Origin of the sequence: Lactobacillus sp. OTU4228 (assembly GCF_001006945.1) — a bacterium.
Lineage (GTDB): Bacteria > Bacillota > Bacilli > Lactobacillales > Lactobacillaceae > Lactobacillus > Lactobacillus amylovorus.
This window is the reverse complement of the sequence record NZ_CDLD01000039.1, coordinates 1-19,277: the sequence shown is the minus strand read 5'-3', so window position 1 is coordinate 19,277 and position 19,277 is coordinate 1. Positions and strand designations below refer to the sequence as shown.

The following is a 19,277-nucleotide window of genomic DNA, read 5'->3' as shown; positions in this document are numbered from 1 at the left end:
GAAAATGATTAAAGATTTAGCATTAGAGCAAGTAGTCGGACATCATCATGCATTAGGTACTTCAATTACATTGCAGATTTTTGGTACGCAAAAACGAGACCTATTGCAAAAATCATTTGAATTGATTGATCATTATGAGGATTTATTAACGGTTAATAGGGATGAATCTGAAGTAATGGACATCAATCATGCGGCTGGTGAACACCCAGTTCAAGTTTCAAGTCCGGTTTACGGCTTGGTCAAATTAGCGGTTGAAAAAAGCCGCGAGAACTTTGGTTTTAATGCTTTGATTGGACCTGTTGTTAAGTTATGGCACATCGGCTTCAAGGGAGCACATGTACCAAAAGACAGCGAAATCAAAGAGAGAATGCTGTTAACCGACCCATTTAAAGTTGTTTTAGATGATCAAAATCAAACCGTTTTTCTTAAGATGAAAGGTATGGAGCTTGATTTGGGCGGTATTGCCAAAGGTTGGATTGCTGATAGAATTCGTGATCTTTGGCTGGCCTATGGCGTAGAAGCCGGTATCATCAACTTAGGCGGCAATATCTTGCTTGTAGGTGATTCACCTAAGAGAGCTAATGGTCAATGGGTAATTGGGATTCAAGACCCTAAGGAGCCACGTGGCGACAATATTACCTCGGTAATGGTAGCGCAATGTTCTGCCGTTACAAGCGGTACATATGAGCGTTATTTGGTGGTTGATGGTCATAAGTACCACCACTTGATCGATCCTAGAACGGGTTATCCTGTTGAAACAGATTTGGCCGGGGTAACCACTTTTACCAAGACATCGGTTGAAGCCGAAATCGAATGTAAACGACTATTTTTCGCAGGTCATCCAATGAAAAATTGGCGTGATGATCCAGATCGAATCGGTGCGATCTTTGTTTATAACGACGAACACGTTGAATACGATAATTTTGATAAATAAAGCAAAAAAAGAGAACTAAGCTAAACTTAGTTCTCTTTTTTTGGTTATTATCCAACTGTCTTACTAATATTAAAGATATTGTTGAAGACACCGTTGGAAAGACCTGGTGTGTTGTAAATGATAAACCGCAAAAACGATGAATCAATCGTTTGCTGCATGAACCATGGGTTTTGCAAAGCGTTGAACATTGATAAGACAACGTAAACGATGAAGTAGCTGGCAACTAACGAAGCCAAAGCACCTAAAACATTGTCTAAAATGCTGCCTACGTTTGTAGCGTGCGGATTCTTGGCTGGAATCCAGTTTTTGAAGATCTTCATGATCATTTTTCCAACAAAGAAAACAAGGAAGAATGCGACGAAACGCGCGATCATTAATTCAACGTTATTCGTTGCGTTGCTTCTAATCATTTCCCCGGTAAATTGTGTGTAAAGCCAATTGCCGAGTGGATTCTGTGCGAAAATCGCTATCATGAAGACAATTGCGGAACAAATTAATCCGATAATGTATCTCGTAAAGCCGGTTTTATAACCTGTATAAGTTTTATAAGCTAAGTAAGCTAAAACTATCAAAGTAACAATCATTTTTTTAATCTCCTTGCGCCTAATTATACCCTATTTTTCAGGCTGCAAAACTTTGACGATTGCAATAAAATACTTCATAATTATAAAGACGATCTGTCTTTACTTATGGACGCATTTGGCGTTAAATTTAGAATGTGAAACAAGGTTCCACGGGTGAAAAATGAATCCTGAAAAATTTGTCTTAGAACTATCAAAACATAATTTTGAATTAACTGATAAACAAAAGCAGCAATTTAAACTTTATTTTAAAATGTTGATCGAAGTTAACGAACACGTTAACTTGACTAGAATCACTGAAGAAGACGAAGTATATCTTAAGCACTTTTATGATAGTATTACGCCTCTTTTTACTTTTGGCGCAGTTTTTAAAGATGGTGCAACGCTCTGTGATGTTGGTGCTGGTGCTGGCTTTCCTTCAATTCCGCTCAAGATTTTAAAACCAGGTCTTAAAGTAACGATTGTTGACTCTCTTCAAAAGAGACTGAATTTCTTAAAAGATTTAATTAGCGAATTAGGTTTAACCGATGTAGAGCTAGTTCATGGTCGTGCCGAAGATGTCGGCCAAAACAAGCTTTATCGTGAAAGGTTCGATATTGTGACTGCTCGTGCCGTAGCCAGAATGTCAGTTTTGAGCGAATACTGCCTGCCTTTGGTTAAGAAGGGCGGTTATTTTGTTGCCTTAAAGGGCCCTAAAGCTGAGGATGAATTAGACGATGGCAAAAAGGCGCTTGAAGTCTTAGGCGGCAAGCTCATCAAGGACGAAGAGCTTACTTTGCCAGCAAGTGAAGAAGAGAGAACTTTAGTCTTAGTTCAAAAAGTAAAGTCCACGCCGAAAAAGTATCCACGTCAAGCTGGTACGCCGCGGCGTAAACCAATACATTAATTTAGGAGGGAATATTATGTCATTATTTTCTTTTATGCGTCATGATGAAGAAGTTCCTAAAAACAAACAAATTCAAGATATTGAATTAGATAAGATTGTTCCTAACCGTTATCAACCGCGTCGTGAATTTTCAGACGATTCAATCAAGGAATTGGCTGAAACGCTTGATAAGGACGGTTTACTTCAACCAATCGTTGTTCGTGAAGACGGCGAGGATCACTATGAAATTATTGCTGGTGAACGTCGTTATCGTGCAGCTAAAAGCTTAAACTGGGAAACTATTCCAGCAATCGTCAATAACATGAATGATGATCAAGCTGCTTCACTTGCTTTAATCGAAAACTTGCAACGTGAAGACTTGAACCCAATCGATGAAGCTAAGGCCTACACTAATTTGATGAAGTTGAACGACTTGACTCAAACTGCTTTAGCTAAGGACATGGGTAAGTCACAATCATACGTTGCTAACAAGTTGCGTTTGTTAAAGCTTGACGATGATGTGCAAAAGGCTTTGATTGAAGGCAAAATTACCGCTCGTCATGGCCGTGCTTTGCTTAACTTAAGTAACGATGATCAAGAACGTGTTTTAAAGGAAATCGAAGATAAGGGCTTAAACGTAAAGCAAACTGAAGAAATTGCTAAAGACGTGGATGCCTACTTTAACCCTAAGCCTAAGGAAAAGGAAACTAAGCGTGAACGTGTTGTAAAACGTATTCCTAAGGATCTTAAGGTGCAAATCAACACCATCAAGAAGGCTGTTAAATTGGCTAAGGATTCAGGCATTAAGGTCAAGGTCAAGGAAAACAACGATCCTGATGATTACAAGATCATTATTGAATTGAAGAGAAAGTAGGAAGGATGGAAAATATGGTAAATGTAATTTCGGTTGCTAACCAAAAAGGCGGCGTAGGTAAGACTACTACTACCATTAATTTAGCAGCCTCAATTGCCGACCGTGGTTATCGCGTGTTAATTGTGGACATTGACCCACAAGGCAACGCTACCTCTGGTTTAGGAATTGAAAAATCAGAGATTGACCAGGACATTTACAATGTTTTAATTGATGAAGTTCCTATTCAAGATACAATTCATCATACTTCAACTCCTAAGTTGGACATGGTTCCAGCAACCATCAACTTATCAGGTGCTGAAACTGAACTTATCAGCATGATGGCACGTGAAACTCGCCTTAAGTCAGCACTTGATGCAGTTAGCGATAAGTATGATTTTGTCTTTATTGACTGTCCACCATCACTAGGTCAGCTTTCAATCAACGCTTTTACTGCATCAGACTCAATTTTGATTCCAGTACAAAGTGAATACTACGCTATGGAAGGTTTGAGCCAGCTTTTGAATACCATTCGTTTGGTTCAAAAGCACTTCAATAAAGACCTTGGCGTTGAAGGCGTGCTTTTAACTATGCTGGATGCCAGAACTAACTTGGGTGCCGAAGTTGTTAAGGAAGTTCAATCATACTTTAGCAAGAAGGTTTACAAGACAATTATTCCTAGAATTACCAAGTTGGCAGAAGCTCCAAGTTATGGCCAACCAATTACGGAATATGCTCCAAAGTCACGTGGTGCGAAGGTATATGATGATTTAGCAAAAGAGGTGTTGAAAGCTCATGGCAAGAGACTCAAGAAGTAAGGAGCCAAGAAAAAAGGGCGGCTTAGGTCGCGGGATTGAGGCTCTTTTTGAAGATGAACCTCAAATTGAGGAAATTGAAGAAGTCAAAGAACTCGATTTAAGCGATATTCGTCCTAATCCATATCAGCCAAGAAAGCGATTTGACGATAAGAGCTTAAGAGAATTATCCGATTCCATTAAAGAAAACGGCGTTTTTCAACCAATTATCGTGCGTAAGTCTGTTAACGGCTATGAGATTATCGCTGGTGAACGCCGCTATCGTGCTTCAAAGTTAGCTAAGAAAAAGACGATTCCAGCAATTGTCCGTAAATTCGATGAAAGTCAAATGATGGAAGTTGCAGTCTTGGAAAACTTGCAACGTGAAGACTTAACTCCACTTGAAGAAGCACAAGCTTACGAGATGCTCCAAAAGAACCTCGGCTTGACGCAAGAAGAAGTTTCTAAGCGAATGGGCAAATCTCGTCCATATATCGCCAACTACTTGCGTTTGCTTACTTTACCAAGCAAGACTAAGCGCTTGCTCCAACACGGCGATTTATCAATGGGTCAAGCTAGAACCCTTTTAGGCTTGAAGGATAAAGACAAGATTGATGCCTTGGCTAAGCGAGTAGCTAAGGAAGGGATGCCGGTTCGCAAGGTTGAAGCTTTAGTTAGCGAAATGAATGCGAAGAAGCCACAAAAGAAGACGGTTAAAAAATCCGCATTTATTCGCGCAAGCGAAAATCAACTTTCAAACAAATTTGGCTCAAGCGTTAATATTTCTGAAACGAAAAAGGGTAAGGGACATCTTTCAATCGACTTTGCTTCTGCCGATGAATTGAATAGGATTCTTGATTTGTTAGGTGTTGATTTAGATGGCTAAAGAAATTTCCTACAATTTGGCTGATACGGTTCAAATGAAGAAGCCCCATGCTTGTCAAACTAACGACTGGGAAATTTTACGCATGGGTGCGGATATTAAATTGAAGTGCATGGGATGCGGACACATGGTAATGATGCCCCGTAGCGAGTTCAACCGTAAGTTGAAGAAAGTATTAACTAAGGCTAATGACCCGGTTAATGCAAAAAAAGAACAATATGTGCCAAAAGATCGTATCGCTCGCCCAAATTTTAGATAAAATAGACAAGTAAGAAAAATATAAAATAATAGATTTTTAGAAAAAGAGGACAACAAATGTCATTAACTGCTGGTATTGTTGGTTTGCCAAACGTTGGTAAGTCAACTTTGTTTAACGCGATTACTAAGGCTGGTGCTGAAATGGCCAACTACCCATTTGCCACCATCGAACCAAACGTCGGAATGGTTGAAGTTCCTGATGAACGTTTAGCTAGAATCCAAGAATTGATTCCTGCTAAGAAGATTGTTCACACTACTTTTGAATTTACTGATATTGCCGGTTTGGTAAAGGGTGCTTCAAAGGGTGAAGGTCTTGGTAACAAGTTCCTTGAAAACATTCGTCAAACTGATGCGATTGTTCACGTAGTACGTGCTTTCGATGACGACAACATTACTTCAGTTACTGGTAAAGTTGATCCAGAAGAAGATATCAACACTATCAACTTGGAACTTGCCATCGCTGACCTTGATGCTGTTAACAAACGTATCGGCAAGGTAAAGAAGGTTGCTCAACAAGGCGATAAGGAAGCTAAGGCTGAAATGGCTGTACTTGAAAAGCTTAAGCCAGTTCTTGAAGAGGGTAACGCTGCTCGTTCAATCGATTTTAACAAGGATGAACAAAAGATTGTTAAGGGCTTGTTCCTTTTGACTGCTAAGCCAGTTATTTACGTTGCTAACATTGCTGAAAGCTCAATGGCTGATCCAGAAAGCGACAAGTACTTCCAAATCGTTAAGAAGCACGCTGAAAAGGAACATGCTGAAGCTTTGGGTATTTCTGCATCTGCCGAAGAACAAATTGCTGGTCTTGACGGCGATGAAAAGAAGGAAATGCTTGAAATGGAAGGCGTTAAGGAACCAGGTTTGGACCGTTTGATTCGTGCCGCTTACCACATTTTAGGCCTTAGAACTTTCTTCACTGCTGGTGGTCCTGAAACTCGTGCTTGGACTTTCCACGAAGGTATGAAGGCTCCTCAAGTTGCTGGTATTATTCACTCAGACTTTGAACGTGGTTTCATTCGTGCCGAAGTTGTTTCATTCGATGACTTAGACAAGCTTGAAACTATGCAAAAGGTTAAGGAAGCAGGTAAGCTTCGTCTTGAAGGTAAGGACTACGTGGTTCAAGATGGTGACATTATCGAATTCAGATTTAACGTCTAGGAGTAAGAATGACTGAAAAAGAGCAAGAAAAGAATAATTCAAATATTAACGCTGAAAAACAAGAAAAATTAAAGAAGCAGTCTGAAGTTGATGCTAAAGACGAAGAGTTGAAAAATGAAGACCCTAAGACTTTGCGTCAAAAGTTAAGTAACAAGAACCAAGACTACGTTTTCCGTTTGGAAAAGGAACTACAACGTCAAGGTTCACTTTCACATGAAGAAGCAGTCGCCATGACTGATGGTTTGCTTAGTGAAATCGTGATTGCACAACGTCATGGTCAACCTGCTAATGGTCTTTACTTAGCTTCACCAAAGATCAAGGCTGAAGAAATGCTTCACCCAGAACAAAAAACAGTAGAAACTCCATTCTGGCAACGTGCCGTTGATTGTGCACTTCTCTACTTAGCAATCTTCGTTGGTTTATTTGGTGTCATTGCCTTGTTTGAAACAAAGCAACCTCAAAACTCACAAATGGGTATTTTGACTTTAGCCAGTGTAGGTATCTTGATGGGTGTCTTCATGGTTAAGTACAACGATTGGGTAATGCCAAAGAACGGTCAACGAATCGGTTTGCCAAAATTGCTGTTAAGTGGTTTAGGAATTGCTGTCGCATTGTTCATTTGGATTTGGATCTTATCATTGCCAGCAATTCGTGTAATCAACCCAGTATTGCCAGGTGCTGTCGACATCGTAATCGCCGCAATTGCCTACGGTGCCCGTTACTTATTTAGACAACACTACCACATCACTGGTTCTTCATTTGCGTCTCGTCCACAACGCAAATAACTTGCTTCTTTAAAAAAAGAAGTACATACTAAATTAGATAACTGTAAAAAAAGATAAATGGGGAATGCCCATTTATTTTTTTATTTACAAGGATGCATAGAAATAGAAGGGTGGTTTTATATGGTCAAAACATTGAGCCAATCGATTCGACAATATAAAAAATTGTCATTGCTCTCGCCAGTCTTTGTTATTGGTGAAGTTATTATCGAAATGCTGATTCCATATTTAGTTGGTATTTTGATCGATAACGGAATTATGAAGGGCAACATGGCCTACATTAGTAAGCTAGGCTTGATTTTGTTTGTATTGACAATCATTTCATTAGCATTAGGTGCAAGTGCCAGTTATGTTTCTGCCCATGCAGCTGCTGGTTTCGCGGCTAACTTGCGTAAGGACATGTTCTATCACATGCAGGATTATTCATTCGAAAACATCGATCACTTTTCAAGTGCCAGTTTGGTTACGCGTTTGACAACTGACGTTAACAACGTGCAATTGGCTTACCAAATGTTGATCAGAATCGCTGTTAGAGCGCCAATGATGTTCATCGTTTCAATTATCATGTCTGTGATTATCAGTCCACACTTGTCACTTATTTTCTTAGTATTAGGACCAATTTTTGCAATTGCCTTAGGCTTAATTATTAGATTGGCTTACCCATATTTCCCTAAGATTTTTAGAGGATATGACCGCATGAACCAAGTGGTTCGTGAAAATGTACGTGGTATTCGTGAAGTTAAGACTTACGTTCAAGAAAAGCCACAAATCGAAAAATTTGAGAAGTCATCAGGCCTTATTTACAAATTATTCGCAACTGCTCAAAAGATTATGTCTTTAAACGCTTTAGTAGTTGCAGCCGTTTTGAATATTTCAACTTTGGCAATTTGCTGGTTTGGTGCTAGAGAAATTGTTGGCGGTAGCTTACAAACTGGTCAACTTATTTCAATGTTTACGTACTCAAACTCAGTTTTATTCAGTTTGAACATTTTGGCTATGATTACCACCCAGTTGGTTATTTCAGGTGCTAGTGGTCGTCGTATCGCTTCTGTAATCACTGAAGAACCAACTATTGAAAATCCTAAGAAGCCACTTAAGCGTTTGACTAACGGTGAAGTTATTTTCGACCACGTTAGCTTTAAGTATGAACCAGCTGATAAAACTGATGCTCTTGATGATATCAACTTGCGGATCCATCCAGGTGAAACGATTGGGATCATCGGTGAAACGGGTTCATCTAAATCAACCTTAGTTTCAATGATTCCACGTCTTTATGATGTAACGTCTGGTGCCGTTCGCGTTGCGGGACATAACGTTAAGTCATACGACTTAAAGACCTTGCGTGACAACGTTGCGATGGTCTTACAAAAGAACGTTTTGTTCACCGGTACGGTTAAGGACAACTTGAAGTGGGGTAACGAAAACGCCACTGACGAACAAGTTGTTGCGGCAGCTAAGATTGCGCATGCCGATGACTTTATTCGTGAAATGCCAGATGGCTACGATACAATGATCGAACAAGGTGGTAACAACGTTTCAGGTGGGCAAAAGCAAAGAATTACTATTGCCAGAGCCTTGTTGAAGAACCCTAAGATCTTGATCTTGGATGACTCTACTTCAGCCGTTGATACTAGCACGGAACGTGAAATTAGAACTTCTTTGGCTAAGGATATGCCAGACACAACGAAGATTATCATTTCACAGAGAATTGTTTCGATTAAGGACGCTGACCGGATCATCGTTATGAATCGCGGCAAGATTCAAGATATTGGAACGCATGAAGAATTGATGAAGACTAACGAGCTTTACAGTTCAATCGCTAAGTTCCAAGAAGAACAAGGAAAGTAGGTGAGCAATTTGGATAAAGCTTTAGAAAATAAAGATCAAGCTAATGGTCACAGAATGAAAACTTTGGGCCGCTTACTTAGGCTGATTGTGAAGACTAGTCCGTGGATGCTCACCGTTTCCATGATTATGATTGTCTTGGCAGCAGCTAGCAACGTTATCGGTTCACTGTTTATTGAGCGTTTGATCAATAACTATATCATGCCCTTAACTAAGGAAAAGGTACCTAATTATGGCCCATTGGAAATTGCCATTGCGGTAATGTTTGGTATTTATGCCATCGGTTTCCTTTCCAACTACCTCTTTAACATGTTAATGGGTGTCTTGGCACAAAAAGTACAATATCGTGTTCGTAACGAAATGTTTACGCACATGGAAAGTTTGCCAATTTCATACTTTGACCAAAATGAATTTGGTGATATCATGTCGCGTTACACCAACGATATTGATACCTTGATGCAGATGATTTCACAATCAATCCCACAATTTACTAACTCAGTCTTGAGTTTGCTATTCGTTGTATGTGCGATGTTTAGTTTGAGTTGGCAATTAACGCTCTTCTCATTCATCATCTTTGCATTATCAATTGGAATTGTACGTTTTCTTACTGTTAAGTCAGGCAACTACTTCCAAATCCAACAGAAGAAGCTTGGTCAAATTAACGGTTATAACGAAGAAATGCTTAATGGTTTGAAGGTTATTAAGGTCTTCAGCCATGAACCAGAATCAAAAGCTGGTTTTGATAAGTACAACGAAGAATTGCGTCAGGCTTCAGGTAGAGCCAACACTTATGCCACTATTCTTTTCCCAATCATGGGTAACATTGGTAACTTGCTCTACGTATTAATTGCCTTTATTGGTGGTGCCGTTGCGATTAACCAATGGGCTCCACTTTCACTTGGTGCAATTGGTTCATTCTTGCAATTATCAAGACAGTTCAGTATGCCTATTGCCCAGATTTCACAACAATTGAACTCAATCGTAATGGCCTTGGCTGGTGCCGAAAGAATCTTCAATTTGGAAGATCAAGCTTCAGAACCAGATGATGGTACAGTTACGATTTCTAAAGGTGACGAAGTCGGCAGTAACTGGAATTGGAATGTTCCACAAAAAGATGGCTCAATTAAGAAGGTTCCAGTTCGCGGTCATATTGTCTTTGATCACGTTAACTTCAGTTATGTGCCAGAACACCAAATTTTACACGACATTTCAATTGATGCTAAGCCAGGCATGAAGGTAGCCATGGTTGGTGAAACTGGTGCCGGCAAGACCACCATTTCTAACATGCTTAACCGCTTCTACGAAATTGATTCAGGCACGATTACTTATGATGGTATTCCAATCAAGAATATTAAGAAGGACGACTTGCGTCAGTCATTATCAATCGTCTTGCAGGAAACGCACTTGTTTACTGGTACGATTATGGATAATATCCGCTTCGGTAATCCAGATGCTAGTGACGATGACGTCTACCAAGCAGCTAAGTTGTCTCATGCCGATGAATTTATCCATGACCTTGATCACGGCTACCAAACTGTGATTGATGGTGATGGCGGTGATTTGTCACAAGGACAAATGCAGCTGCTCAGTATTGCCCGGGCAATGATTGCCGATGAGCCGGTAATGATCTTGGATGAAGCTACATCAAGCATCGATACTAGAACTGAAAAGATGGTTCAAGCTGGTATGGATAACTTGCTTGCTGGACGTACAAGTTTTGTTATTGCCCACCGTTTATCAACTATTGTTAACTCAGATTTGATCTTGGTTCTTGATCATGGTCATATCATTGAACGTGGTAATCACGAGGAACTTTTGAAGCAGAAGGGCTACTACTACGAGCTCTACACTGGTAAGAAAGAGATCCAATAATAAGCTAAATAAATTAGAACTTGGAATTTCCAGGCTCTTTTTTTATGAAAAAATAAAGAAAGCCTTGTTCTTAGGCGTTTTGATTTAAAATTGAGTAAAATAGTCGTAAGGTTTGATAAACTGTATATAGAATAAACAAGAGAGATAAAATAATTAAGAACGAGAAGGGGGAAGTTTCCTCGTGAAAATTTTAGTTGTTGATGATGATAAAGAAATCGTTGAACTTTTAAGCATATATTTGAAAAACGAAGGCTATGAACCTATTGCGGCATACAGCGGCAAGGAAGCCATTACTAAATTAACTACTACACCAGACATCGCATTAATGATCTTAGACGTGATGATGCCTAACATGTCCGGAATCGAAGTAATTAAGGAAGTTAGAAAAGATTCAGATATTCCAATTATCATTGTTTCTGCTAAGACTGGCGATATGGATAAGATTCAAGGCTTAATTACCGGTGCCGATGACTACGTATCTAAGCCATTTAACCCACTTGAAGTTATGGCCAGAGTACGTTCACTTTTACGTCGTAGTCAAAAGCAAGTTAAGGATGAAAAGCCAGATATCTTGGAAGTTGGTCCACTTGTCATTAATCGTGATTCTCACGAAGTAAAGACAATCGATGGCAAGGCTATTCAATTGACGGCTTTGGAATTTGGTATTCTTTATCTTTTAGCTAGTCACCCTAACCGCGTATTCTCTGCTGATGAAATCTTCGAACGTGTTTGGCAACAAGAATCCATCGTTTCTGCCAAGACCGTTATGGTGCACGTATCACACCTTCGTGACAAGATTCAAAAGGCAACTGGCGGCGAAGATGTTATTCAAACTGTTTGGGGTGTAGGATACAAGGTCGAGGCGTAGTTAATGAAAAAGGAGCGCGTCAAGCTAACTGGCGCTGAAAAGAGCGAATTGTTTGCAGAAGGGGTCGTAACGGTCATCCTTCTGCTTTTGTTAAATCTATCAATAATTATTTTGCTCCACCTGGCTATTTTGCAGGATGAGAGTCTGGTTAATGGCATCTACTTTTTGAAAAAGACGATGACCTTTGCAGGTGGCTATCACTTATGGTCCTGGCAAAATATCTTTATTATTTTGATGGGGATCGGCGATTTGGTGGTTTTATATTGGCGTTTGATCAGAAGATATCACCAAATGCAGCTGCGTCACGTCATTCTGGAGCTGCATTATATTGCTAATGGTCACTTTGATCACCGTATCAACTTTAGGGTGCGGCCTGAATTGCAGCGTGTAGTTGATTCAATTAACTCACTGGTTGATAGTACTGTGAACTCCATCAATGAGGAACGGGCAATCGAACAATCTAAGGATGAATTGATTACTAACGTTTCACACGATATTAGAACGCCGCTGACTTCAATTATTGGCTATTTGGGATTACTAAAAAGTGGCGTAACGTCTCCTGAAGACCAGCAAAAATATATTAATATTGCGTACACCAAGGCTGAGCAAATGAAGTCACTGGCCAATGATTTGTTCGAATATTCAACGCTGAAATCTACTAATACGAAGCTGAATTTAGCCAGATTACACATTTATTCAATGCTCGAACAAGTAGCAGCCGGGTTTGAACTTGAAGCTGAGAAAAAAGGTATTGAGATTGAAATTGAGGCACGGCCTAAAGATTTAACCATTCAGGCTGATGCCGAAAAATTAGTGCGAGTATATAACAACTTAATTTCTAACGCATTCAAATATGGTACGGGAGCTACCAAGATTAAATTAGTGGCTAACTTAGTTAATAAGCGCGAAGTCGAATTGCGTGTTGAAAACAATGGGGAGCCAATTCCAAAAGATTCACAGAAAAAGATCTTTGAACGTTTCTACCGAGTGGAAACTTCCCGTAATACCAAAACTGGCGGTACCGGATTGGGCCTTTCAATTACCAAAGGCGTGGTCGATTTGCACCATGGTACGATTCGCTGCCAATCAGATAAAAACTGGACTAGTTTCATAATTCGCTTGCCACTTGATCCTAAGAAAGCGCCAAGTAAGCACTAGCTGTGTTATAATTTTGACTGAATGTATTAATACAACGAGGAGAAAATGATGAGTATTTCTTTAAATACCTGTATATTAATTTTAAAAGAGCACCACTTGCTCAAGTCAAGCGCAGTTCAAGACACTGTAGCTACTAAGATGGATTACGTTTCTTACGACTCACGTGATATCCAAACTAACACATTATTTTTCTGCAAGGGTGCAGGCTTTAGACCAACTTATTTATCAATGGCTAAAGACAATGGTGCTATTTGTTACGTTGCTGAACAACCTTATCCTGAAGGCAAAGGTATGCACGCGTTAATCGTTCGTGATGTTTCAAAAGCAATGGCATTGCTCTCAGCCGCATTCTTCCGTTTCCCACAAGATGATTTATACGTTGTAGCCTTCACTGGTACTAAGGGTAAGACTACTTCCGCATACTTCTTGAAGGGGATGCTTGATCAAGCTAACGGCGGCAAGACTGCTTTAATTTCTTCAGTTAATGACGTTGTTGGTCCTAAGCCAGAAGACAGCTTCAAGTCAAGTTTGACCACGCCAGAAAGTTTGGACTTGTTCCGTGACATGCGTACTGCCGTAGATAACGGTATGACTCACTTGGTAATGGAAGTATCTAGCCAAGCTTACAAGAAGAACCGCGTCTTTGGTTTAACTTATGACTTAGGCTTCTTCTTGAACATCAGTCCAGACCACATTGGACCAAACGAACACCCTAACTTTGCAGACTACTTACACTGCAAGCTTCAATTAATGGTTAACTCACGTAAATGTATTATCAATGCGGAAACCGCCCACTTTGATGAAATTTACGCAGCAGCTACAACCACTACTAACCCAGACAGTATTTACTTGTTTGCTAGAGAAAACTTCGAAAATCCAGATTTAAAGGTGCCAATCGACTTTAGATTTGCTTCACAAGAATTGGATATGAAGGAAACTCGCTTCAAACTTTACTGCGCAAGTGATAAGGCTAAGAAGTTACCTATCAATGGTGACTACACTTTGAAGATGTTGGGTGACTTCAACGAATCAAACGGTACTGCTGCAATTATCGGTGCTGGTCTTGCTGGCCTTAACCATGATCAATGTGCTAAGGGTATCCGCGACGTGACTATCCCAGGTCGTATGCAAACTGAAAGAACTAAGAGTCACGGTATGGTTGTTGTTGACTACGCTCACAACAAGGCTTCAATGATGGCTTTGATGAGCTTTATGCAAAATGAATTCGACAACCCTAAGATCATCGTAGTTGTAGGTGCTCCTGGCGATAAGGGCGTTTCTCGTCGTCCAGGCTTCAGTGAAAGTTTGACCGCATACGCTGATAAGGCATTCTTGACAACTGATGACCCAGGCTTTGAAGATCCTAAGTCAATCGCCGAAGAAATTGATTCAGGTATTGACCACTCTAAGTGTGACGTTACTATTGAATTGGACCGTAAGAAGGCTATCCACGATGCCATCGCAATGGCTGGCCCAGATGATGTTGTTTTAATCTGTGGTAAGGGTGCTGACGCCTTCCAAAAGATTCGTGGCGTAAACACTCCATACCCATCTGATATCGTTGTTGCTCAAAATGTCATTAATGAATTAGAAGGCCAAAAAGAACACTTTAGAAAATAAGAGTTGATACTATGAAGCACTTTTTTAGTATTATTGGTGGCATGGGAACCATTGCCACTGAGAGTTATGTGCGGTTAATTAACCACCGCGTTAAGATCGCACGCGACCAAGATTATTTAAATTATATTTTGGTCAATGATGCACAAGTTCCTGATAGAACTGCCTACATCAAGGATCACAGTAAGCCTAACTTCTTTTATGATTTAAAAGATGACGTAGAAGGTCAAGACAAATTAGGTACGGACTTCATGGTTATGCCATGTAATACAGCGCATTATTTCTATGATGATTTGGCTGCATTGACTGACAAGCCATTTTTACACATGATGCGCATTGCCGTACATAATTTTACTGACAATTATCCAGATGAAAAGAAGATTGGTTTAATTGCTACTGAAGGTTCTATATATGATCACTTGTATGCCGATGAAATTAAGCGAGTTGGCCGCAAGGTGGAATTGGGTGGACCAGAAATTCAACCAATGGTTAATGAATTGATCTATTCTGATATCAAAGAAAAGGGTACTGTAGATCACGATCTGTATCACAAAATCTTGAAGACAATGCATGATAAATATGGTTGTAACGTGATTTTGCTGGGATGTACCGAGTTGTCACTGGCTCAAGAAAAAGCACCTGACCATCCATATCACGTAATTGATCCACAATCAATTCTTGCAGATGTTTCAATCGAATTAGCTCTTAAGATCCGTAACGGTATGGATCCTAAAGAAGCTTGCGCAAAATACATGTATAAATGAGTTAGAGAGTCATGAACTAAGTTCATGGCTTTTCTCTTGTGCTAAAATCGAAATTAGATCGGGGGCTAAATTATGAAATATCCAAAACTGGAAGGCGTGGGTACTCACCTTAATATCAATCCAAAAGATAATGATTTTATGATTAAAGTGAGAGAGCTAGTTAATAATGATCCTGAATTGTTGGGCAATAACGATATTATGAAGTTTGTTAAGTTGGCTTTGTTTAGAGCTAGTGAAGACGAGCCGGTTCAGGAAATTGCTAAGGAACTTGATGATGAATTGTCAGGTTATTTGGTTAAGACTGATTTTAAGGTGCCTGCTGGTGTGACGAAATTGCAGGAGACTTTGAAGTCATATTATTAGATTTGTAAAACATAGGCTTTCAGAAGCGAGCACTTCTGAAGGCTTTTTTGATTTGTCTGGTAAATATTTCAACATAGGGTCTGCTTCGCAGTCGGTTACGCTTATGTTTCTTTATACTTCTTAACACTTGTCTTTTTACCAATAAAAAAGGGTGTACCTGTAATGTCACTTCTATTACTTGTTGAAGTGGCACAGATCCTACTGGGCTTTTACATCTACTATTGGTATTGTTGCTGGTTACTACCAAGGTGCCATCATCGTCGTTGTTGGCGTGGGGATGCTTTTAGCAGGTATTTTCATTAGTGGATGAGGTGAGCAATTATGTTAAAGATTGTTGTTCCATTAATTATTGGATTATTAATGATTATCGGTGGTTGCTATACCATTGTTGCAGCTAAGAGATATTTCAAAAACGTAAAAACTGAAGGAACAGATAATGTTTTTAGTTCACTGGCTATCTATTATGGCTTTGCATTGGTTTCATGATGATCCTTGTTGGAATATCTGTACTTTGCGTAATGTTCAGTTAAAGTTGAGTTGTAGAAAAATAAAGATATTAAAATAACTGTTTGACCCATTAGGTAGAACAGTTATTTTTGCTTTTCGGATAAAAATGCAGAAAACGCCAAGAAAATAACAAGTTAAAAATAACAATATATACAAAGATAAATATAACTTTGTGAAATGATAATTGCTTACTATCCTGGTTATTAAAACATTTTTTAGTCTTTTTTCACTAACTTTTGTATTTGCTTTCAACTATAATGAAAGTAATAAAAGATGCAGAAATAAACTGAAAGAAGGAAGAACTATGACTTATTATTACAAAGGTTTTCCTCAAAGTGATCGGGATGAAAAGATCTCGATGATCAATGTCGATGAACTAGAAGAGCGGGCCAAGAAAGTTATGCCTGAAGGTGCATATTACTACATCGCTTCAGGTGCTGAAAATGAATGGACTTGGCGTGCCAATACTTCAGCCTTTAACCATTATCAAATTGTGCCACGTGCTTTGACCGATATGGATGATCCACAAACTGATACCGAATTTATGGGGATGAAATTGAAGACACCAATTATGATTTCTCCAATTGCTTGTCACGGTATTGCTCACAAGGATGCTGAAGTGGCTACGCAAAAAGGTGCTGCCGCAGCTGGTGCACTTTTCTCATCAAGTACTTATGCTAACAAGAGCGTAGAAGACATTGCGGCAGCCGCTCCAGAAGCTCCCAGATTTTTCCAATTATATTTAAGCAAGGACTGGGACTTCAACAAGATGGTCTTTGATGCAATCAAGAAAGCAGGCTACAAAGGCATTTTCTTGACCGTCGATGCCCTTGTGTCAGGTTATCGTGAAGCTAACCTTAGAACGCACTTTACTTATCCAGTGCCACTAGACTTCTTCACCCGTTATCTTGGCGGTAAAGGTGAAGGTCAAAGCGTTGCGCAAATGTACGCTTCTAGTGCCCAAAAGATTGGCCCAGAAGACGTTGCACGCATTAAGAAGGAATCAGGCTTACCTGTCTTTGTAAAAGGCGTTATGTGTGCTGAAGATGCTTATAAGGCAATTGGCGCAGGTGCCGACGGTATCTACGTTACTAACCATGGCGGTCGTGAAGTCGATGGTGCTCCTGCAACGATCGACGTTTTGCCAGAGATTGCTAAAGCTGTTAACCACCGTGTGCCAATTGTCTTTGATTCAGGCGTTCGTCGCGGTTCACATGTCTTTAAGGCTTTGGCACTTGGTGCTGATATTGTTGGTATCGGTCGTCCATATCTTTATGGCTTAGCATTAGGCGGCCCTAAGGGTGTTGAGAGCGTCATTAATCAATTAAATACCGAATTAAAGATCGATATGCAACTGACCGGCTGCAAAACCATTGATGATGTAAAGCGCGCTAAGATCGATCGTATTCATTACGGTTTAGACACCATGCCTTCAAACACTGATCCTAGCCGCATTAAGCCATATCCTGTAACGGCTGATAACCAAATTAAGAGCGAAGAACCAGACGCTACTTCAGGCGCATCAAAGCACTAATTTTTCTTCAAAAAACTATTGAATTCCTCACAACAAGAACTATAATTGACTCAAAAGTTGAGGAAAAGAGATACATACAATGTATAACGAAGAAAAAGATGACCTGAAAATTTGGCTTTTAAACAACATTACTGATTTGTTAGTTGATGAAAATACTAAGTCGGAGGAGCGTAAAGTTTTGCTTAATGCTAAGCACCAACTTGAAAATGGCGAATCCGCAAATTACGTTTGCAACTTGGTTCGCGTTGGTCTTGATCCATTAAGTTGGCAAAGTAAATTGTCTAACGGCGTGATGAAATTCCACCAAGCAATTGTTTCTGATGCTCGTCCTGTCTCACACCAAGCAGGCGCATTAGGTGGTGCTGCTCTTGGCCTGGCTTTTAGTAGCATCGGCAGAAGATAATTAATTGATAATAATTCAGAGAGCTATTAAACTTAAATGAGTTTAGTAGCTTTTTTATTTTTTGAGGAAAATTAGATGAGTAACAAAAATTCACAAAATCAATTTTCAGCTTGGCGCTTAATTCTCTCGATGGTCATTGCCTGGGTAATAACATTCTTTGCAATGTGGGCTGCCCGCGGTTTCGGTCAAGACTTTTTTATCATGCCCCGTTTTGCCTTTGTTTTGGTTTTATCTGTAGCCGGTGCAATCATTATTGGCCCAGCGATCTATGGCCTTTTATACATTGGCAGGAAAAAGTAAGCAATAAAAAATGATTGACAAATCCTCTAATAGATATTAGTGTATTAGTTAAGTGGTACAGAAGAAATAACTAATATGACGGAGGTGCAATCATGCTTTATCTTTTATATATTTTTGTTGGTTTGTTAATTATTTTTGGTGTGAACTTGATGATCACAGGATTGTTGGCAGTGCATGATATGTACACTCGTCGCGATGATGAAGAGCCAACCTTTGATACATTTAATGAAAAACGCCCGAAAATCCCCGTATTTTAATGCGGGGATGGATAGGGCCAAGCTGACCTAGCAGTCAGCTTTTTTTATTCTAAAAATAGAGACATATGTTCGCTTATCCTGTAAAATATAAATATCTAATCTATGAGGAGGTGAAATACATGAAAAGAATGAGCAGTTTAGCCTATCATTTTGGCGTTAAGCTTCGCTTTTATCCTAGTTCTAAGCAAAAGAAAATCATTAAACTAAACTATGATGCGCAGCGCTTTGTCTACAACTCTTATGTAGGACGCAATCGAAGCAATTATCATGCTAAGCACTACTTAGCTGTTAGACAATATCAAGCAATGCCTTTTGCCTTTTCTATTCTTAATAATTATGAGACTAGGTTGGCAGAAGAAGTAGTCACTAATAGCGAACTATTGGATAAGCCAAGGAATATTCGTGATACTTATAGCTTTTTGCGTGTTAAAGAAATTGATAGCCTCGCTATTGCCAACGCCATTCAAAATTATCAGAAAGCTTGGAACAACTATCGCAAGATTGGTTATGGAATTCCGACTTTTCACAAAAAACGCAGCGACTGGTCATATCAGACTAACTGTCAATATCCTAAGCAGTCAGAAGCCTATCTTGATAACGGGACAGCTAGATTTATTGATGCTAAACATATTAAATTGCCTAAGCTGGGAATTGTCCGCATTGCTGGTTTTAGAAAACTGATTA

The 19,277-nt window shown here is 39.5% G+C and carries 23 protein-coding genes; 22 read left to right on the top strand and 1 reads right to left on the bottom strand.

Going from position 1 to position 19,277, the window contains the following annotated elements:
* Positions 1-4 precede the first annotated feature (4 nt).
* On the top strand, positions 5-934 hold the full coding sequence (locus tag BN1206_RS08455; protein ID WP_013642524.1) for an FAD:protein FMN transferase: 930 nt from the start codon (positions 5-7) through the stop codon (positions 932-934).
* Positions 935-981: 47 nt separating this feature from the next.
* On the opposite strand, the gene BN1206_RS08450 is transcribed toward BN1206_RS08455, so the two are convergent.
* Positions 982-1,518, bottom strand: a complete 537-nt coding sequence (locus BN1206_RS08450) for a CvpA family protein (protein WP_013438685.1) — start codon at positions 1,516-1,518, stop codon at positions 982-984.
* 160 nt (positions 1,519-1,678) lie between these two features.
* Between BN1206_RS08450 and rsmG the strand changes: the two genes are divergently transcribed.
* From rsmG to BN1206_RS08360, 21 genes are all read left to right on the top strand, one after another.
* The gene (gene rsmG / locus BN1206_RS08445) at positions 1,679-2,401 is read left to right on the top strand and encodes a 16S rRNA (guanine(527)-N(7))-methyltransferase RsmG (RefSeq protein WP_013438684.1); all 723 of its coding nucleotides are present in this window, start codon (positions 1,679-1,681) and stop codon (positions 2,399-2,401) included.
* A gap of 16 nt (positions 2,402-2,417) precedes the next feature.
* The gene (gene noc, locus BN1206_RS08440) at positions 2,418-3,254 is read left to right on the top strand and encodes a nucleoid occlusion protein (protein WP_014566206.1); all 837 of its coding nucleotides are present in this window, start codon (positions 2,418-2,420) and stop codon (positions 3,252-3,254) included.
* 14 nt (positions 3,255-3,268) lie between these two features.
* Positions 3,269-4,048 carry a ParA family protein gene (locus BN1206_RS08435; RefSeq protein WP_013438682.1) on the top strand — a complete coding sequence of 260 codons (780 nt, stop codon included), beginning with the start codon at positions 3,269-3,271 and terminating at the stop codon, positions 4,046-4,048.
* Positions 4,026-4,910 (top strand): ParB/RepB/Spo0J family partition protein, encoded by an 885-nt coding sequence (locus BN1206_RS08430; RefSeq protein WP_013438681.1) that lies wholly within the window; start codon positions 4,026-4,028, stop codon positions 4,908-4,910. The genes BN1206_RS08435 and BN1206_RS08430 overlap by 23 nt, the downstream gene beginning before the upstream one ends.
* Positions 4,903-5,166, top strand: coding sequence for a DUF951 domain-containing protein (locus tag BN1206_RS08425; RefSeq protein ID WP_013438680.1), 264 nt, complete (start codon positions 4,903-4,905; stop codon positions 5,164-5,166). Before BN1206_RS08430 ends, BN1206_RS08425 begins: the two co-directional genes overlap by 8 nt.
* A 56-nt stretch (positions 5,167-5,222) precedes the next feature.
* Positions 5,223-6,323, top strand: coding sequence for a redox-regulated ATPase YchF (ychF, locus tag BN1206_RS08420; protein ID WP_013438679.1), 1,101 nt, complete (start codon positions 5,223-5,225; stop codon positions 6,321-6,323).
* 8 nt (positions 6,324-6,331) lie between these two features.
* A complete protein-coding gene (locus BN1206_RS08415) occupies positions 6,332-7,108 on the top strand; it encodes a DUF1129 domain-containing protein (RefSeq protein WP_013642522.1) in 777 nt (258 codons plus the stop codon).
* A 120-nt stretch (positions 7,109-7,228) separates the two neighbouring features.
* Entirely contained in the window at positions 7,229-8,953 is a 1,725-nt protein-coding gene (locus BN1206_RS08410) for an ABC transporter ATP-binding protein (RefSeq protein WP_052543254.1), read from the top strand.
* 54 nt (positions 8,954-9,007) lie between these two features.
* On the top strand, positions 9,008-10,822 hold the full coding sequence (locus tag BN1206_RS08405) for an ABC transporter ATP-binding protein (RefSeq protein ID WP_118027387.1): 1,815 nt from the start codon (positions 9,008-9,010) through the stop codon (positions 10,820-10,822).
* Between the two features lie 181 nt (positions 10,823-11,003).
* Complete coding sequence (locus tag BN1206_RS08400) at positions 11,004-11,690, top strand: response regulator transcription factor CroR (RefSeq protein WP_013438675.1); 687 nt, start codon at positions 11,004-11,006, stop codon at positions 11,688-11,690.
* Between the two features lie 3 nt (positions 11,691-11,693).
* Entirely contained in the window at positions 11,694-12,848 is a 1,155-nt protein-coding gene (locus tag BN1206_RS08395; RefSeq protein WP_013642519.1) for a sensor histidine kinase, read from the top strand.
* 48 nt (positions 12,849-12,896) lie between these two features.
* Complete coding sequence (locus tag BN1206_RS08390; protein ID WP_013438673.1) at positions 12,897-14,468, top strand: UDP-N-acetylmuramoyl-L-alanyl-D-glutamate--2,6-diaminopimelate ligase; 1,572 nt, start codon at positions 12,897-12,899, stop codon at positions 14,466-14,468.
* A gap of 11 nt (positions 14,469-14,479) precedes the next feature.
* A complete protein-coding gene (locus BN1206_RS08385; protein WP_013438672.1) occupies positions 14,480-15,229 on the top strand; it encodes an aspartate/glutamate racemase family protein in 750 nt (249 codons plus the stop codon).
* Between the two features lie 72 nt (positions 15,230-15,301).
* Entirely contained in the window at positions 15,302-15,592 is a 291-nt protein-coding gene (locus tag BN1206_RS08380) for a bacteriocin immunity family protein (protein WP_013438671.1), read from the top strand.
* A gap of 178 nt (positions 15,593-15,770) precedes the next feature.
* Positions 15,771-15,902, top strand: coding sequence for a hypothetical protein (locus tag BN1206_RS10260; RefSeq protein WP_255349911.1), 132 nt, complete (start codon positions 15,771-15,773; stop codon positions 15,900-15,902).
* Positions 15,903-15,913: 11 nt separating this feature from the next.
* Positions 15,914-16,078, top strand: a complete 165-nt coding sequence (locus tag BN1206_RS09945) for a hypothetical protein (RefSeq protein WP_013438670.1) — start codon at positions 15,914-15,916, stop codon at positions 16,076-16,078.
* 325 nt (positions 16,079-16,403) lie between these two features.
* On the top strand, positions 16,404-17,633 hold the full coding sequence (locus BN1206_RS08375) for a lactate oxidase (RefSeq protein ID WP_014566201.1): 1,230 nt from the start codon (positions 16,404-16,406) through the stop codon (positions 17,631-17,633).
* 79 nt (positions 17,634-17,712) lie between these two features.
* Positions 17,713-18,036 carry a bacteriocin immunity family protein gene (locus BN1206_RS08370; protein ID WP_013438668.1) on the top strand — a complete coding sequence of 108 codons (324 nt, stop codon included), beginning with the start codon at positions 17,713-17,715 and terminating at the stop codon, positions 18,034-18,036.
* Between the two features lie 75 nt (positions 18,037-18,111).
* Entirely contained in the window at positions 18,112-18,336 is a 225-nt protein-coding gene (locus tag BN1206_RS08365; protein WP_022087570.1) for a hypothetical protein, read from the top strand.
* Between the two features lie 92 nt (positions 18,337-18,428).
* Entirely contained in the window at positions 18,429-18,593 is a 165-nt protein-coding gene (locus BN1206_RS09940) for a hypothetical protein (protein ID WP_013438666.1), read from the top strand.
* Between the two features lie 119 nt (positions 18,594-18,712).
* Positions 18,713-19,277 (top strand): helix-turn-helix domain-containing protein (locus tag BN1206_RS08360; RefSeq protein WP_156172723.1); only part of this gene is annotated, 565 nt, incomplete at its 3' end.

Excerpts from the sequence above, each read along its gene's own strand:
- BN1206_RS08455 (WP_013642524.1), top strand. The coding sequence starts at position 5 with ATGATTAAAGATTTAGCATTAGAGCAAGTAGTCGGACATCATCATGCA.
- BN1206_RS08450 (WP_013438685.1), bottom strand. The coding sequence starts at position 1,518 with ATGATTGTTACTTTGATAGTTTTAGCTTACTTAGCTTATAAAACTTAT.
- rsmG (WP_013438684.1), top strand. The coding sequence starts at position 1,679 with ATGAATCCTGAAAAATTTGTCTTAGAACTATCAAAACATAATTTTGAA.
- noc (WP_014566206.1), top strand. The coding sequence starts at position 2,418 with ATGTCATTATTTTCTTTTATGCGTCATGATGAAGAAGTTCCTAAAAAC.
- BN1206_RS08435 (WP_013438682.1), top strand. The coding sequence starts at position 3,269 with ATGGTAAATGTAATTTCGGTTGCTAACCAAAAAGGCGGCGTAGGTAAG.
- BN1206_RS08430 (WP_013438681.1), top strand. The coding sequence starts at position 4,026 with ATGGCAAGAGACTCAAGAAGTAAGGAGCCAAGAAAAAAGGGCGGCTTA.
- BN1206_RS08425 (WP_013438680.1), top strand. The coding sequence starts at position 4,903 with ATGGCTAAAGAAATTTCCTACAATTTGGCTGATACGGTTCAAATGAAG.
- ychF (WP_013438679.1), top strand. The coding sequence starts at position 5,223 with ATGTCATTAACTGCTGGTATTGTTGGTTTGCCAAACGTTGGTAAGTCA.
- BN1206_RS08415 (WP_013642522.1), top strand. The coding sequence starts at position 6,332 with ATGACTGAAAAAGAGCAAGAAAAGAATAATTCAAATATTAACGCTGAA.
- BN1206_RS08410 (WP_052543254.1), top strand. The coding sequence starts at position 7,229 with ATGGTCAAAACATTGAGCCAATCGATTCGACAATATAAAAAATTGTCA.
- BN1206_RS08405 (WP_118027387.1), top strand. The coding sequence starts at position 9,008 with ATGAAAACTTTGGGCCGCTTACTTAGGCTGATTGTGAAGACTAGTCCG.
- BN1206_RS08395 (WP_013642519.1), top strand. The coding sequence starts at position 11,694 with ATGAAAAAGGAGCGCGTCAAGCTAACTGGCGCTGAAAAGAGCGAATTG.
- BN1206_RS08390 (WP_013438673.1), top strand. The coding sequence starts at position 12,897 with ATGAGTATTTCTTTAAATACCTGTATATTAATTTTAAAAGAGCACCAC.
- BN1206_RS08385 (WP_013438672.1), top strand. The coding sequence starts at position 14,480 with ATGAAGCACTTTTTTAGTATTATTGGTGGCATGGGAACCATTGCCACT.
- BN1206_RS08380 (WP_013438671.1), top strand. The coding sequence starts at position 15,302 with ATGAAATATCCAAAACTGGAAGGCGTGGGTACTCACCTTAATATCAAT.
- BN1206_RS09945 (WP_013438670.1), top strand. The coding sequence starts at position 15,914 with ATGTTAAAGATTGTTGTTCCATTAATTATTGGATTATTAATGATTATC.
- BN1206_RS08375 (WP_014566201.1), top strand. The coding sequence starts at position 16,404 with ATGACTTATTATTACAAAGGTTTTCCTCAAAGTGATCGGGATGAAAAG.
- BN1206_RS08370 (WP_013438668.1), top strand. The coding sequence starts at position 17,713 with ATGTATAACGAAGAAAAAGATGACCTGAAAATTTGGCTTTTAAACAAC.
- BN1206_RS08365 (WP_022087570.1), top strand. The coding sequence starts at position 18,112 with ATGAGTAACAAAAATTCACAAAATCAATTTTCAGCTTGGCGCTTAATT.
- BN1206_RS09940 (WP_013438666.1), top strand. The coding sequence starts at position 18,429 with ATGCTTTATCTTTTATATATTTTTGTTGGTTTGTTAATTATTTTTGGT.